The sequence below is a fragment of the Streptomyces sp. NPDC127129 genome (assembly GCF_042671585.1).
Classification (GTDB): domain Bacteria; phylum Actinomycetota; class Actinomycetes; order Streptomycetales; family Streptomycetaceae; genus Streptomyces.
Genome location: NZ_JBHXTV010000007.1, coordinates 341120 through 356947 on the forward strand (window position 1 = coordinate 341120; position 15828 = coordinate 356947).

Sequence of the window (15828 nt, forward strand, 5' to 3'; positions counted from 1 at the left end):
CACCGGGACTGAAGAACGTGACCCTGACACTCTTCAGACCTTCTTCAGATGCCCCTGCGCACAATCGCCAGCGTCACGACGACTGTCGCTGTGCAGTAACGGAGGGGCACGACCACGATGACCACGAGCACCAGCCCGGAAAGCGCCTTCGGCAACCTGACCGAGGAGAGCGTCCGGTACAGCCGCTTCTCACAGTTCCGCTCGACCAGCGAAACGTTCATCAAGGACAACCCGTACCACCGCCCCCTGAACCCCGAGCGCATCGCCGGGATCGACTGGGGCACACCCCTCGTCGAGGAGACGTTCGCCTCCGACCGGAGCCTGCTCGCGAACCGTCTGCTGATGAACGTCTACGAGAGCGACGCGCTGTTCCTGCCCGCCGCCGGACTGCGCAGGTTCGAGGACGACTTCAACGCCTTCTACGACTCCGAGAGCCGGCTCTCCGGCGAGCGGATCCGCCCCGAGGCCGAACGCTTCGCCTTCGGCTTCCTCGACGACTCCGTCGGCATCACCGGGCAGTGGGACGAAGACACCCTCCGCGCCCACCTGCGCCGCTCCGTCGACCTGGCCAACAGCCCCGGCAACCGCCCGGTGTTCGACGCGATCCGTTCCGCCACCTCGCCCAAGAACGCCGCCGGCACCCAGATCGTCCAGATGGCACTCGACGGGCTGACCGAGGCCACCGCGATGTCGCAGAACCTGGGCGGCGCGTTCGGACCGGAGCAGAGCGAGCTCTTCAAGATCTTCGTCGACGAGTTCGGCTACGGCGTCTTCCCGGCGAAGCACAGCACGCTCTTCATGGAGCTCTGCTCCAGCGTCGGCATGGCCACCACCTCGCACCACTACTGGTTCTTCTACCTGCCCAGCTCGATCGCGATCAACAACTACTTCTACTGGGCGACCCGGAACCGCACCGGCTTCTTCCGCTACATCGGCGCCATGGCCTTCCTGGAGGCGACCTTCGCCGCCTGGTTCGGCGACCTCACCAAGGTCTTCCGTGACGTGTACGGCAAGGACGTCGACACCCGCTACTGCGACGAGCACGCGCACATCGACCAGCACCACGGCCGCATGGCCATCGACGACCTGCTCATCCCGCTCGCCCTCAAGCACGGCCCCGTCGCCGTCAAGGGCCTGCTCCAGGGCGTCGAGGAGATCCAGCTCCTCGACCGTCTCGCGGGCGCCGACCTGCTGGCCCAGCTCACCTGGGACCCGGCGCTCTCGGACGCACCGGCGAAGACCGACGCTCCGGCCGGCGAGGTCGTGGAGCTCGACAGCGACAGCCCCTTCGACACCCAGGTCGCCTCCGTCGCCACCCGGCTGCACGTCCGCGGCGGCGAGGCCCTGCTGTACACCTCCGCCACCGGCGACCCGCTGCGCGTGCCGCAGGGCAAGTCCGTCGTCGTCCCGGCCGGCCGTCTCTACGGCGTCCGGGCCGAGTCCCGCACCCAGATCGCCACCGGACCGGCCGCGTGAGCGCCCGTACGAAGGGGGCCGCGGCCGCACCCGCGAAGCCCCGCACACGGGCGGAGTTCGACCGCACCGAGCACAACGCGCTCGTCGCCGGCGACGAGATCTACTTCGTCATGGAACGCGACGACGCCGTGCACGTCCTGAGCAGCCGCTGCCCCCACCGCGGCGGCCCGCTCCACCTCGGCGAGGTCGAAGAGGGGAGGCTCGTCTGCCCCTGGCACGGCGGCCTGTTCCCGGTCGACCGGCTCTGTGACCGCTCGCACCCCGCCGTGCGCGTCGGACACACCGTCACCGTGTACCTCCCCGCCGGAGATGAGACGCCCGTCCCCATCCACACCATGGTCCGAGCAGGAGTGAACGCGGCATGACCCTCACCGCCACGGAAGACACCCCCCTCGACTTGCTCGCACCCCGCCGGCCCGCGGGCTCCGCCGACCCCTGCCAGACCCTGCTCGCACTCGGCGAGGAGGCCATGGCACAGCGCCAGTACGAGCGCGCCTACGACCTGTTCAGCGCCGCGGCCCGCTGTGACACCGCCGGCGACGGCGAGCGCTACCGGCGGGAGATCAACCGCGCCGTGCGCGCCCTCGTGCCGCGCTGGCACTTCGGCATGATGAACGACACCGAGCGCAACCAGGCGTACGCCAAGGCGATCCAGCAGGTCGTCGGCGACGGGCAGTTGGTGCTCGACATCGGCACCGGCGGCGGTCTCCTCGCGCTGCTCGCCGCCCGCTCCGGCGCGCAGCGGGTCGTCACGGTCGAGGCCGTCGACGTCGTCTCCGCGACCGCCCGCGAGATCGTGCGGCAGAACGGGTACGAGGACGTCGTCAGCGTCGTCTCCGGACTCTCCACGGACCTGCGCGTCGGCGTGGACCTGCCGCGGCGGGCCGACGTCCTGGTCACCGAGATCTTCGACTGCGCGCTGCTCGGCGAGTTCGCCGTACCCGCGCTGAAGCACGCCCGGCGGGAGCTGCTCACCCCCGACGCGACCGTCCTGCCCCGCTCCGGCCGTCTCTTCGCCCAGTTCGTGGAGAGCCCCGAGCTGCACTCGCTCAACCACGTCGGCGAGGTCGAGGGCTTCGACTTCAGCCCCTTCGCCTCGCTCACCTCGCTGGAGTACTTCTCCACCACGCTCACCAACTACCGGCACCGCCCGCTCACCGACCCGGTCGAGATCTTCCACTTCGACTTCGCCCAGGACATCGAGCCGACCTCCCGGCAGTTCGAGACCGCACCGCTGGAGAACGGAGCCGCCCACGCGGTCGTGATGTGGTTCGAACTCGACCTTGCCGAGGGCATCACGCTCTCCAACAGCCCTTCGGACACCGGCTCCCACTGGAAACAAGCCATTCAGACCCTTCCGGAGCCCTGGCGGCTGAAGAAGGACTCCCCACTCGGGTTCCGTGCCGCGCATGATGGCACGCGCGTGCTGGTCGGCCCCGCGAGCAAGGTCCCACACACCCAGGTGAGGTAATGGCAGTCACGAATGAGGGACAGACGTCCGAGGAGCGCAAGCCGAGCACCGGCCAACCCGGCTCCACGAAAACCACTGCGAAAACCACTCCGGAAGCGTCGAGTTCGGAACTCCACAAGACCCTGACCGTACCCAAGGGCGTCGGTGTCGCCACCGGAATGATCATCGGCAGCGGACTCCTCGTCCTGCCGGGCCTCGCCTACGACCAGGTCGGTTCCAGCGCCGTGTACGCCTGGCTCTCGGCGGCCGTCGTGGTCCTTCCGCTCCTCGTCGTCTTCGCGCGGCTCGGAGCCCGCTACCCGACCGCCGGCGGCGTCCAGGGCTTCGCCCAGGCCGCGTTCGGCTCGCCGGGCTCCACCGTCGCGTCGGTCATCCTCATCGGCGCCTGCGCGTTCGGCGGAGCGGCGATGGCGATCAGCGGCGGCAACTACGTCGCCGCGCTTCTCGGCAACAGCGGCATCGGCGGCTGGGTGGCCCTCGGCTACCTGGTGGTCATCGGTCTGCTCCAGGCGGCCGGTTCCCGGCTGGCCGGCGGCATCCAGTCGGCGGTCACCATCGGTCTGCTGCTGCTCCTCGCGCTGGTCGCCTTCGCCCCGGCAATGGTGGACTCCGGCTCCCTGCACGGCGACGTGGTCGCGCCGACCGAGTGGCTGGCCGCGCTGCCCGCCGTGGGCCTGGTGTTCTTCGCCTTCACCGGCTGGGAGCTGGTCTCGTCGACGGCCGAGGAGTACCGCAACCCGAAGCGGGACTTCCCGCTCGTCATCGGCATCACCTTCGTCATCGTCGTCGCGCTCTACCTGGGCATATCCCTCGCCGTGCAGCTCGTCGTCGCACCGGACGACCCGCTGCTCTCCGAGGCGCCGGTCGTCGCCGTCCTGGAACAGGTCCTCGGCGACGCCAGCGGCCGGATCGCGGCCGCCCTGGGCGCGGCGATCATCTTCGCGACCCTGATGGGCGGCACCTGGGCGACCTCCCGGATCGTGTTCGCCACCGCACGGGACGGCCTCCTGCCGGCCACGCTGGCCCGGGTCGACGCCCGCTCCGGCGCGCCCCGGCCCGCCGTGCTGCTGTCGGTGCTGATGTTCGGCGGGGTGGTGGTCGTCGAGGCGTTCGACCTGATCAGCCTGACGATGGTCTTCCAGCTCTCCACGGTGAACTTCGTCATCGGGTACGCGATCGCCGTGCTCAGCTACGCCAAGCTGTACACGCGGCCGTCGCAGCGGCTCCTCGCGCTGGTGGCCGGAGCCCCGGTCCTGGCGATGCTGGCCGGGTTCGGCTGGGTGCTGCTGTACCCGGCGGCCCTGCTGGCCTTCGCCGTACTGGTCCACAGGACCCGGCGGCGCAGGGCCCGGGTCGCGGCGGACGCCTGACGACGAGGCGGTACGGAGAAGGGCCGGGCTTTCGCCCGGCCCTTCTGCTTGCCACCGTCGCCCGGCACTCCTGCCTGCCACCGGCGCCCGGCACTCCTGCCCGCCACCGGCGCCCGGCCCTTCTGCCTGCCCCGTCGCCCGGCACTCCTGCCTGCCACCGGCGCCCGGCCCTTCTGCCTGCCACCGGCGCCCGGCGCTCCTGCCTGCCCCGGCGCCCGGCACTCCTGCTTGCCACCGGCCGTTCCGGCGTGTTAGCTCTCGGCCGTCCGCCCCCGGATTCCGTAGCGGCACCCGTTGCGCATGGATTCCCGCACGTCATGTCGTCGTTACCGGCCATTCAGACGCGCTTGCGACGCTCACGCAATGAAGCCCGTCGTGCACGCGACCCCCAACGCGCTCCCCAAAGGGAGACTCCCCGCGCCCACGGCCCGCTCCGACGCGCCCGACCACCCCTTCGCGCGGAAGAATGGGGCCATGAGCAAGCAGCCTGCCGAGGTCCCGGTCCAGCCGTCCGCGAAGAACGCCAAGACGGCCCCCAAGACGCCCGCGAAGCCGTCCGCGAAGGGGTCCGCGAAAAGCACCCGGAGCGACGAGCCCACCACGCGGCAGAACGCGCAGCCCACGGTCGGCTCCATAGCCGCGCACCGCCCGCACACCGTCAACCCGGAGCGGGGCTCCGACCTCGACCCGGACCTCGACGCCGATCTCGACGCGTACGAGGACGACAGCACGGACGGCGAACTTCCCCAGGGCCGCTTCCTCGACCGGGAGCGCAGCTGGCTCGCGTTCAACGAACGCGTCCTCGAACTGGCCGAGGACCCGAACACCCCCCTCCTCGAACGGGCTAACTTCCTCGCGATCTTCGCGTCGAACCTCGACGAGTTCTTCATGGTGCGCGTGGCCGGCCTCAAGCGCCGAATCGCCACCGGCGTCGCCACCCGCTCCGCCTCCGGTCTGCAGCCCCGCGAGGTCCTGGAGCTGATCTGGACCCGCTCGCGCGAGCTCATGGCCCGGCACGCCGCCTGCTACCAGCAGGACGTCGCCCCGGCCCTCGCCGACGAGGGCATCCACCTGATCCGCTGGCCCGAGCTGACCGAGAAGGAGCAGGCGCGCCTCTTCACCCTGTTCCGGCAGCAGATCTTCCCCGTCCTCACCCCCCTGGCCGTGGACCCCGCACACCCCTTCCCGTACATCTCCGGCCTCTCCCTGAACCTGGCCGTCGTCGTACGCAACCCGGTCAGCGGCCACCGCCACTTCGCCCGCGTCAAGGTGCCGCCGCTGCTCTCCCGCTTCCTCGAGGCCTCCCCCGAGCGGTACGTCCCGCTGGAGGACGTCATCGCGGCACACCTGGAAGAGCTCTTCCCCGGCATGGAGGTACTGGCCCACCACATGTTCCGGGTGACCCGGAACGAGGACCTCGAAGTCGAGGAGGACGACGCCGAGAACCTGCTCCAGGCCCTGGAGAAGGAGCTGCTGCGCCGCCGCTTCGGCCCGCCGGTCCGCCTGGAGGTCGAGGAGTCCATCGACCCGTACGTCCTCGACCTGCTCGTCCGCGAGCTGAAGGTCTCCGACGCCGAGGTCTACCCGCTGCCCGGCCCGCTCGACCTCACCGGCCTCTTCGGGATCGCCGGGCTCGACCGGCCCGAGCTGAAGTACCCGAAGTTCGTCGCCGGCACCCACCGGGACCTCGCCGAGGTCGAGTCCGCCTCCGCGCCCGACATCTTCATGGCGCTGCGGGAACGGGACGTGCTCCTGCACCACCCGTACGACTCCTTCTCCACCTCCGTCCAGGCCTTCCTGGAGCAGGCCGCGGCCGACCCGGACGTCCTCGCGATCAAGCAGACGCTGTACCGGACCTCCGGCAAGTCCCCGATCGTCGACGCGCTGATCGACGCCGCCGAGAGCGGCAAGCAGGTCCTCGTCCTCGTCGAGATCAAGGCCCGCTTCGACGAGCAGGCCAACATCAAGTGGGCGCGCAAGCTGGAGGAGGCCGGCTGCCACGTCGTCTACGGCCTCGTCGGCCTGAAGACGCACTGCAAGCTCTCCCTCGTGGTCCGGCAGGAGGGCGACGTCCTGCGCCGGTACTCGCACGTCGGCACCGGCAACTACCACCCCAAGACGGCCCGGCTCTACGAGGACCTCGGCCTGCTCACCGCCGACCCGCAGGTCGGCGCCGACCTCTCCGACCTGTTCAACCGGCTCTCCGGCTACTCCCGCCGGGAGACCTACCGCCGGCTGCTCACGGCCCCGAAGTCCCTGCGGGACGGACTGGTCTCCCGGATCCACCAGGAGATCGCCCACCACCGCGCGGGCCGCCCGGCCTACGTCCGTATCAAGGTCAACTCGATGGTCGACGAGGCGATCATCGACGCCTGCTACCGGGCCTCGCAGGCGGGCGTCACGGTCGACATCTGGGTCCGCGGCATCTGCGCGATCCGCCCGGGCGTCGCCGGCCTCTCCGAGAACATCCGGGTCCGCTCGATCCTCGGCCGCTTCCTGGAACACTCCCGGGTCTTCGCCTTCGGCAACGGCGGCGAGCCCGAGGTCTGGCTGGGCAGCGCCGACATGATGCACCGGAACCTCGACCGGCGCATCGAGGCGCTCGTCCGGGTCTCCGACCCGGCCCACCGGGCGGCCCTGAGCCGGCTCCTGGAGACCGGAATGTCCGACACCACCTCCTCCTGGCACCTCGGCCCGGACGGGAACTGGACGCGGCACGCGACCGACGCCGACGGCCAGCCCCTGCGGCACGTGCAGGAGATGCTCATCGACGCGCGGAGGCGCCGGCGTGCACAACCCTGACCACCTTTCCGCCACCGCGGGCGTCACGGCGGGAGAGGTCCTCTCCCCCTACCTCCGGGCGCGGGCCGGAGACTTCCTGCGCGCCCTGCGCCTGCACACGGAGAGCGGCGCGGACACCGCCGGCGCGGAGGAGGCCGCCCGGTCCCTGCGCGCCGCCGCCCGCCGCATCGGCGGAACGCTGCACACCTTCCGCCCGCTCCTCGACGCCCCCTGGGCCGACCAGCTCCGCACGGAGCTGGCCTGGCTCTCCGGGACGCTCGCCCTGGAGCACGCCTGCACCGCCCGGCTCATCCGACTGGTGGACGCGCTGTCCCGCCTGTCGAACGGGGGCCACGGCTCCGGCGGACCGGGCCCCGGGGGACCCGTGCCCGCCGCGCGCGGCGCCGAGAGCGCCGGCCTGACGGTCGGCGCCGCCCGGGCCGGCGCCCTGCTGGAACGCCAGCTCACGCTGGCCCGGACGCGCGCCCACTCGGCCGCCCTCCAGGCGCTGGGCTCCTCCCGCTTCCACGCGGTCGCGGACGCCGTCGCGCTCCTGGCCTCCGAGGTTCCGCTCGGGCCCGCGGGGGCGGCCCAGGCGATCGAGGTCCTCGACGCCCCGGCCGCGGTCGTCGAGCGCCGCCTCCTGGACGCGGTCTCCGTCCTGCCGCTGGCCCGCGCGGCCCACCCGTACAACGCCGACGCCCTCGGTCTCGCGGCGGGCGAGGCCCAGGACGCGCCCTGGCACCAGACCCGGCTGCTGCTGCGGCTGCACCGGTACGCCTGCGAGGTGCTGCACGGCGACGCAGCCCCCGACCCGGTCCTCGACGAGGCCGGCCGGGCGCTGAACCACCACCGCGACGCCTCCGAGGCGGCCGCCGCGGCCGCCGCCGCGGCCCGTACGCCCCGCATCGCCCCCGCCACCGCGTACGCCCTCGGCGTCCTCCACGCGGACCAGCGCCACGAGGTGGAAGCCTCCCGCTTCGCCTTCCAACGCGCCTGGCAGCCCGCCACGGCGCCCGTGTCATGACCTCACCAGCCCCGATCCTCGCAGCGGGGTGCGTGCTGTGGCGGCACGCACCTTCCGGGGGTGGCACGGAGATCGCCGTGATCTTCCGGCCGAAGTGGGGCGACTGGTCGCACCCGAAGGGGAAGTTGAAGCACGGGGAGGACTGGCGTACCGGGGCCCTACGAGAAGTGCTTGAGGAGACCGGCATGACGTGCGAACCGGGCGTCGAGCTGCCCAGCGTTCGTTACCGGGTGCAGGGCCGCCCCAAGGTGGTCCGCTACTGGGCGGCGGAGGCCACCGGCGGCTGGTTCGAACCGAACAGGGAGGTCACTCAGCTGCTCTGGCTCCCTCCGACGGCCGCACGGGCACGATTGACGCAGACCAGGGACAAGGAGCTGGTCGACGCCTTCCTCACGGAGTGGATGGGCGGGTAGGCGCCGTCAGACGCCACGAAGGCCTGAGAAGGCCGGGGTCGAACGGCGCCTTGTCACTGACGCTTTCCGGAACGGGCAGGACGAGTACCGACGCGAGCACCTGAGCGATCACCTTCCGCTTCTCACGCAAGGCCATGCCACCCCACTTCTCGGGGGACCACCCACGCAGGAGGTGCTCCGTCGCCTGCGCCTCGATGTGCTCCTGCCGCTCCGCCTCCAAACCTTCGATGTTCCGGTTGAGCCGCACGAGCAGATCGCGGACGTCGCCCCATGCTGCTTCCCCTGTGGCAACCGCCTCTTCGATACCGTGCCTCGTCGCGCGCAGGCCGGTCAGCTTCTCCTCACCACGCCATGCGACCGGCTCGGCCGTGGTGCCGGCGAAATGCTCATCGAGATGGCCGAGGAGCAGACCTTCGAGGAATTCGTCAACGGGCTGCACTCTCCGGCCGATGCCCTTGCAGTTGGGGTCTCCACATCGGTAGTAGTCGCCGTACTTGGCGTTCCTTCCGGTCGCCTTGTTGCCGCAGAGCTTGGAGCGGCAGACTTCGCCGAGGTCGTTGAGCCGGCCGCATCGGAGAACGCCGGAGAACAAGTACGTTCGACCGGCCGACGCGACAGCGGAGCGGGGCACTCCTTCACCGCGGTTCATGCCCCGGTGAAGGCGGGCCGCTCGCACGCCACCCATGATCCCTTTCCAGGTCTCATAGCCGACCCCGTCCTGCGTCTCGTCAGCGTGGTCCCACTCTCCGATGACCGGTTCACCAGTCGCGATGTCCGTCACCAGGACGCCGTCGAGGATGCGACCGCCCCACCACGCCGGATTGGCGACGAGGCCTTTCACTCCCTGTTCGGACCAGCGGCCTCCCCGCGCCGTCCCGACCCCTTGCCGGTTCAGGTCGCCAGCGATCCCCCGCCATGATCTTCCCGCCGCTCGCGCCGTGATCATGGCCAGCAAGTGCGGCCACTCCTCGTCGTTCCTGTGCTTGTTACCGATCCTGTAAGGGGTCTGAGAAGCTCCCAACCAGCCGAATCGGCGCGGCCCAGCGTAGACCCGACCTTCCTCCGCACGGTCTGCGCGGCTCCTGGCCGTGCGCGTGCGCACTCTGTCCAGTTCCGCTGTGCTCAGAGTCGGACCGTCGTCCTGAGTGAGGTCCACCACCGTGGCACCCTCGATGAAGACCCCGTCACCGACCATCACGAGAGCGTCCTGAAAGACGACGAAGTCGCGGGGAAGACGGTAGACCCTCTCCCTTTCGACACTGACACACCCCCTGACGGGAATCCCCGACTCCCGCTCACAACCATGGGTGATGTCCTGACACATGCGGCGGAACGCCGGCCGCGCGACCGACTCTTTCGCGGCCGTCAGGTTGTTGTCCTCGTAATGCATGACCACGGCACAGCCGAGGCCCTCCGCACTCCTGGTGTTGTTCCGATGCTGGCGGGTGACACCGACAGCATCGCCGCTCAGCCTGTCGGCGGAGATCCGGGCATACGAGATCAAGGGCACACGCCCACGCAGCCAGCCCTCCGCCGTGCCGCCGCCGTCGAGCCACGCCTGAAGCTCCGGGGCCACGTAACAGCGGGAGAACGTCCTCGCCGGCCGCTCCGGATTACGCGTGTCGATCATGTGGCCCCCTGCACCGTCGTCGTTACCATCACAACGAGCGGTATCACCGAAAGGGCACGCAGGCCGTGTCGGGGCTTCCTGAGAAACGGCCTCCCGCGCGATATGACTTCGTCACCGCGACAGGGGCCCCGACCAGCGCGTCCGACGGCGGAACGAGAGCGGGGCCCCCTTCCCCCTCCGGTCGTCCGGCCGCCCGCCCGACGGTCCCGCACCGCGCCTTACGGCACGGTTCACTTTCCGTTCACCCTCCCCCGTCGGCCGCTTCACCTGTTCTGCCTAATTTCGGTCGTACAAGGTGCAGAGGCACAGCGCTGCACCCACCACCCCGACACACACCGCCGTACAACGTTCAGGACACCCGGTCCGCGGCTGGCGGCTTCTGGAAGGAACACCCGAAAGTGAAGCTTTCGCGCATGAACGGGCTTCGCGCCTCCGCGATCGGTGCCCTCGTCGTCTCCGGCGCCCTCGTGCTGTCGGCGTGTGGCTCGGACAACAACAGCGGTACCCCGGCGAACGGCGACAAGACCTCGGCCGCCGCGTCGAACATCAAGTGCGACGGCGCCAAGGGCCAGCTCCTCGCCGCGGGCTCGTCCGCGCAGAAGAACGCCATGGACCTCTGGGTCAAGAACTTCCAGGCCGCCTGCTCCGGCGTCGAGGTCAACTACCAGGCCATCGGCTCCGGCGGCGGTATCACCAAGTTCAACCAGGGCCAGGTCGCCTTCGCGGGCTCCGACTCCGCCCTGAAGGACGAAGAGGTCGCCGAGTCGGCGAAGATCTGCAAGACCGGCAAGGGCATCAACCTGCCGATGGTCGGTGGCCCCATCGCCATCGGTTACAAGCTGGACGGCGTGGACAACCTGGTCCTGGACGCCTCCACGATCGCCAAGATCTTCAACACCGACATCAAGAAGTGGAACGACCCGGCGATCGCCAAGCTGAACCCGGGCGTCAAGCTGCCGGACACCAACATCCAGGCGTTCCACCGCTCCGACGAGTCGGGCACCACCCAGAACCTGGGCAAGTACCTCTCCACCGCCGCCCCGGCCGACTGGAAGCACGACCCGAAGACGAAGTCGTGGCCCGCCCCGGGTGGCCAGGCCGCCAACGGCTCCTCCGGTGTCGCCACCGCGGTCAAGGACGCCGAGGGCTCCATCGGCTACTTCGAGCTCTCCTACGCGACCGCCAACAAGATCTCCACCGTCAAGGTGAACACCGGCGCCTCCGCCCCGGTCGAGGCCACCACGGAGAACGCCTCCAAGGCCATCGCCGCCGCGAAGGTCAAGGGCACGGGCTCCGACATGGCCCTCTCCCTCGACTACGCCACCAAGGCCGAGGGCGCCTACCCGCTGATCCTCGTCACCTACGAGATCGCCTGCGACAAGGGCAACAAGGCGGAGACCCTGCCGACCCTGAAGGCGTTCCTCAACTACACCGTCAGCGAGGAGGGCCAGAAGGTCCTCTCCGAGGCCGGTTACGCCCCGCTCCCGGCCGACATCGCGACCAAGGTCCGCGAGATCGTCCCGACCCTGTCCTGATCCCCGGCCGGGCCGGTCCGTCGCCCCGCGTGACGGACCGGCCCGGCATCCGGTGCACCGCCGCCAGGAGCCGTACGCAGTACGTCTCCGCAGACCGGAGAGACCGATGGTTACGACAACCACACCACCCATACGAAACAGCCGACGCGCGAAGAGCGCGTCCCGCCCGGGCGACCGGGTCTTCCTCGGACTGTCCCGGGGATCCGGCATCACCCTCCTGGTGATCATGGCCGCCATCGCCGGCTTCCTCACCTACCGCGCGATCCTCGCGGTCTCCAAGGACTCCACGAACTTCTTCACCACCTTCGAGTGGAACCCCGCGGGCGACCCGCCGGTCTTCGGCATCGCGGTCCTCGCCTTCGGCACGATCGTCTCGTCGATCATCGCCATGGCCATCGCCGTGCCGGTCGCGATCGGCATCGCGCTGTTCATCTCGCACTACGCCCCGCGCAAGCTGGCCAAGCCGCTCGCGTACGTGGTCGACCTGCTCGCCGCCGTGCCCAGCATCATCTACGGCCTCTGGGGCGCGATCTTCCTGGTCCCGTACCTGGCCGGCCTGAACCTCTGGCTCGACCAGTACCTGGGCTGGACGTACATCTTCGACAAGTCCAGCGACGGCGTCGCCCGCTCCCTGTTCACCGTGGGCATCCTGCTGGCGATCATGATCCTCCCGATCATCACCAACGTGACCCGCGAGGTCTTCCTCCAGGTCCCGAAGATGCACGAAGAGGCCGCCCTCGCCCTCGGCGCCACGCGCTGGGAGGTCATCCGGATGTCGGTCCTCCCCTTCGGGCGTTCGGGCATCATCTCCGCCTCGATGCTGGGCCTCGGCCGCGCGCTCGGTGAGACGATGGCCGTGGCCGTCGTGCTCTCCCCCAGCTTCCTGATCTCGGGTCACCTGCTCGACCCGGGCGGCGGCACCTTCGCCCAGAACATCGCCGCCAAGTTCAACGAGGCCAACGAGTTCGGCCGCGACGCGCTGATCGCCTCCGGCCTCGTCCTCTTCGTCATCACCCTGCTGGTCAACGGCGCGGCCCGGTGGATCATCGCCCGCCGCAAGGAGTACTCGGGGGCCAACGCATGAGCCACCACGCCATACAGGACCGCCCGCCCGTGAAGAGCATCGTCAAGCACGACCCGCTCCAGCACGCCCGGCTCCCCCGCTGGACCCCGCTCGCCACCGCCATAGGGTCGATCGCCGCCGCCGTCGGCCTCGGTCTCGCGGCCGGCTGGCACAGCCGCATCCAGTGGGGCCTGATCGCCGCACTGTTCTTCGTCCTCGCGACGTACGCGATCACCACCAAGGTCGAAGGCAGCCGCCAGGCCAAGGACCGGGTCGCGACCAGCCTCGTCTGGGTCTGCTTCATCCTGGCCGTCATCCCGCTGCTCTCCCTCGCCTGGGTCACGATCAGCAAGGGCATGGCCGTCCTCGACCCGTACTTCCTCAGCCACTCGATGAACGGCGTCCTCGACGCCGAGGCCGGCGGCGGTGTCTACCACGCGCTGCTCGGCACGATCGAGCAGGTGCTGATCGCGACCCTGATCGCCGCGCCGATCGGCCTGCTGACCGCGGTCTACCTCGTCGAGTACGGCGGCGGGAAGCTCGCCCAGGCCGTCACCTTCTTCGTCGACGTCATGACGGGCATCCCGTCGATCGTCGCGGGCCTCTTCATCCTCGCCACCTGGAATCTGATGCTGGGCTTCGGGCCCTCCGGATTCGCCGGCGCGATGGCCCTCGCGATCCTGATGATGCCGGTCGTCGTCCGCTCCACCGAGGAGATGCTGAAGCTCGTCCCGAACGAGCTGCGCGAGGCCTCCCTCGCGCTCGGCATCCCCAAGTGGCGCACGATCCTGAAGGTGGTCCTCCCCACCGCGATCGGCGGCATCACCACGGGCGTCATGCTCGCGGTCGCCCGCATCACCGGTGAGACGGCCCCGATCCTGCTCCTCGTGTTCGGTACGAAGCTGATCAACCCGAACCCCTTCGAAGGCGCCCAGTCCTCGCTGCCGCTCTACGTGTACGAGCAGTACGCGGTCGGCACCGACGCCGCCGTGGCCCGCGCCTGGGCCGCCGCGCTCGTCCTGATCGCCTTCGTCATGATCCTCAACCTGGTGGCCCGCGGCATCGCCCGCTGGAAGGCCCCGAAGACCGGCCGCTGACCAGCGACCACCTCTGGAAGTGAATTGATATGGCCAAGCGAATCGACGTCAGCGGCCTCTCCGCGTACTACGGCGCCCACAAGGCGATCGACGACATCTCCATGACCGTCGAGCCCCGCTCGGTGACGGCCTTCATCGGCCCCTCCGGCTGCGGCAAGTCCACGTTCCTGCGCACCCTGAACCGTATGCACGAGGTCACCCCCGGTGGCCGCGTCGAGGGCAAGGTCCTCCTGGACGACCAGGACCTGTACGGCGCCGGGGTCGACCCGGTCGCCGTGCGCCGCACGGTCGGCATGGTGTTCCAGCGCCCGAACCCCTTCCCCACCATGTCGATCTTCGACAACGTGGCGGCGGGCCTGCGGCTGAACGGCTCGTACAAGAAGTCCCAGCTCAACGACATCGTCGAGCGCTCCCTCAAGGGCGCGAACCTCTGGAACGAGGTCAAGGACCGCCTGAACAAGCCGGGCTCCGGCCTCTCCGGCGGTCAGCAGCAGCGTCTCTGCATCGCCCGCGCCATCGCGGTCGAGCCCGACGTCCTGCTGATGGACGAGCCCTGCTCCGCCCTCGACCCGATCTCGACGCTGGCGATCGAGGACCTGATCGGCGAGCTGAAGGAGCGCTTCACGATCGTCATCGTGACGCACAACATGCAGCAGGCCGCCCGCGTCTCGGACCGTACGGCCTTCTTCAACCTGGCGGCCGTGGGCCAGCCGGGCAAGCTGATCGAGCTGGACGACACCGAGCGGATCTTCTCCAACCCGAGCGTCCAGGCGACCGAGGACTACATCTCCGGCCGCTTCGGATAGCCCACAGACCATGCGGCTCGTCCGCGTGGCGTCCTGCGGTGCTGCATGGCGGTGCCACCGCAGACGAAAGGGCCCGGCTCCCCTACAGGGGAGCCGGGCCCGACCATTTTGTGGGGGGGGTGGGGCTGCCGCCCCCGACCCCCGCGTCGTGGCGGAGGTCAGCCGAAGAGGAGCTGGACCACGTAGAAGCTGAGCGCCGCCACGATCGCCGCCGCCGGCATCGTGATGAACCAGCCGAGGATGATGTTCTTCGCGACACCCCACCGCACCGCGTTCACCCGCTTCGTCGCGCCCACGCCCATGATCGCGGACGTGATCACATGCGTCGTCGAGATCGGCGCGTGGAACAGGAACGCCGAGCCGAACATGATCGACGCACCCGTCGTCTCCGCCGCGAACCCCTGCGGCGGGTCCAGCTCGATGATCTTCCGGCCGAGCGTCCGCATGATCCGCCAGCCACCCGCGTACGTACCCAGCGACAGCATCACCGCACACGCGATCTTGACCCACACCGGGATGTCGTCCCCGGACTGCTGCACGTCGGCGATGACCAGGGCCATCACCACGATGCCCATCGTCTTCTGGGCGTCCTGCAGACCATGGCCCAGCGCCATGCCCGCCGCCGACACCGTCTGCGCGATACGGAAGCCGCGCTTCGCCTTGTGCGGGTTCGTCTTGCGGAACAGCCAAAGGATCAGGCACATCACCAGGTAGCCGCAGATCAGACCGACCACCGGCGAGACGAACATCGGGATGACGACCTTGTCGAGCACCCCTCCCCAGATGACCTCCGTACCGCCGGCCAGCGCCGCGCCCACCATGCCGCCGAACAGCGCGTGCGAGGACGAGGACGGCAGACCGAAGTACCAGGTGACCAGGTTCCAGATGATCGCGCCGACGAGCGCGGCGAAGAGGATGCCCATCCCCTTGTCGCCGTGCGGCGTCTCGATCAGGCCCTCACTGACGGTCTTGGCGACACCGCTGCCGAGGAACGCGCCGGCGAGGTTCATCACCGCCGCCATCGCGAGGGCGGCCCGCGGGGTCAGCGCCCGCGTCGACACCGAGGTGGCGATGGCGTTGGCCGAGTCGTGGAAACCGTTGGTATACGTGAAGCCGAGCGCGACACCGATGGTCACGATCAGCGCGAAGGTGTCCACGA

The 15828-nt window shown here is 69.8% G+C and carries 13 protein-coding genes; 11 read left to right on the forward strand and 2 right to left on the reverse strand.

Annotation, left to right across the window (positions count from 1 at the left end; genetic code table 11):
• The first annotated feature begins 117 nt into the window (after positions 1-117).
• From ACFVGW_RS16545 to ACFVGW_RS16575, 7 genes are all read left to right on the forward strand, one after another.
• The gene (locus ACFVGW_RS16545) at positions 118-1476 is read left to right on the forward strand and encodes an iron-containing redox enzyme family protein (protein WP_385852460.1); all 1359 of its coding nucleotides are present in this window, start codon (positions 118-120) and stop codon (positions 1474-1476) included.
• A complete protein-coding gene (locus ACFVGW_RS16550; RefSeq protein ID WP_352191349.1) occupies positions 1473-1841 on the forward strand; it encodes a Rieske 2Fe-2S domain-containing protein in 369 nt (122 codons plus the stop codon). Before ACFVGW_RS16545 ends, ACFVGW_RS16550 begins: the two co-directional genes overlap by 4 nt.
• Positions 1838-2947 (forward strand): 50S ribosomal protein L11 methyltransferase, encoded by a 1110-nt coding sequence (locus ACFVGW_RS16555; protein WP_385852461.1) that lies wholly within the window; start codon positions 1838-1840, stop codon positions 2945-2947. Before ACFVGW_RS16550 ends, ACFVGW_RS16555 begins: the two co-directional genes overlap by 4 nt.
• Complete coding sequence (locus ACFVGW_RS16560) at positions 2947-4317, forward strand: APC family permease (RefSeq protein WP_385852462.1); 1371 nt, start codon at positions 2947-2949, stop codon at positions 4315-4317. The genes ACFVGW_RS16555 and ACFVGW_RS16560 overlap by 1 nt, the downstream gene beginning before the upstream one ends.
• 474 nt (positions 4318-4791) lie before the next feature.
• Positions 4792-7119 (forward strand): RNA degradosome polyphosphate kinase, encoded by a 2328-nt coding sequence (locus ACFVGW_RS16565; RefSeq protein ID WP_352191346.1) that lies wholly within the window; start codon positions 4792-4794, stop codon positions 7117-7119.
• On the forward strand, positions 7106-8125 hold the full coding sequence (locus ACFVGW_RS16570) for a CHAD domain-containing protein (protein ID WP_385852463.1): 1020 nt from the start codon (positions 7106-7108) through the stop codon (positions 8123-8125). Before ACFVGW_RS16565 ends, ACFVGW_RS16570 begins: the two co-directional genes overlap by 14 nt.
• A complete protein-coding gene (locus tag ACFVGW_RS16575) occupies positions 8122-8538 on the forward strand; it encodes an NUDIX hydrolase (protein ID WP_385852464.1) in 417 nt (138 codons plus the stop codon). Before ACFVGW_RS16570 ends, ACFVGW_RS16575 begins: the two co-directional genes overlap by 4 nt.
• Here the strand turns inward: ACFVGW_RS16575 and ACFVGW_RS16580 are convergent.
• Positions 8516-10168, reverse strand: a complete 1653-nt coding sequence (locus ACFVGW_RS16580) for a recombinase family protein (protein WP_385852465.1) — start codon at positions 10166-10168, stop codon at positions 8516-8518. The genes ACFVGW_RS16575 and ACFVGW_RS16580 overlap by 23 nt on opposite strands.
• A 398-nt stretch (positions 10169-10566) precedes the next feature.
• Between ACFVGW_RS16580 and pstS the strand changes: the two genes are divergently transcribed.
• From pstS to pstB, 4 genes are all read left to right on the forward strand, one after another.
• Positions 10567-11703, forward strand: coding sequence for a phosphate ABC transporter substrate-binding protein PstS (gene pstS, locus ACFVGW_RS16585; protein ID WP_383226114.1), 1137 nt, complete (start codon positions 10567-10569; stop codon positions 11701-11703).
• 106 nt (positions 11704-11809) lie between these two features.
• On the forward strand, positions 11810-12787 hold the full coding sequence (gene pstC, locus ACFVGW_RS16590) for a phosphate ABC transporter permease subunit PstC (RefSeq protein ID WP_385852466.1): 978 nt from the start codon (positions 11810-11812) through the stop codon (positions 12785-12787).
• Entirely contained in the window at positions 12784-13863 is a 1080-nt protein-coding gene (gene pstA, locus ACFVGW_RS16595; RefSeq protein WP_352191342.1) for a phosphate ABC transporter permease PstA, read from the forward strand. Before pstC ends, pstA begins: the two co-directional genes overlap by 4 nt.
• A 29-nt stretch (positions 13864-13892) precedes the next feature.
• Positions 13893-14669 carry a phosphate ABC transporter ATP-binding protein PstB gene (pstB, locus tag ACFVGW_RS16600; RefSeq protein ID WP_352191341.1) on the forward strand — a complete coding sequence of 259 codons (777 nt, stop codon included), beginning with the start codon at positions 13893-13895 and terminating at the stop codon, positions 14667-14669.
• Positions 14670-14827: 158 nt separating this feature from the next.
• On the opposite strand, the gene ACFVGW_RS16605 is transcribed toward pstB, so the two are convergent.
• The gene (locus ACFVGW_RS16605) at positions 14828-15826 is read right to left on the reverse strand and encodes an anion permease (protein WP_383226120.1); all 999 of its coding nucleotides are present in this window, start codon (positions 15824-15826) and stop codon (positions 14828-14830) included.
• Between the last annotated feature and the right edge of the window lie 2 nt (positions 15827-15828).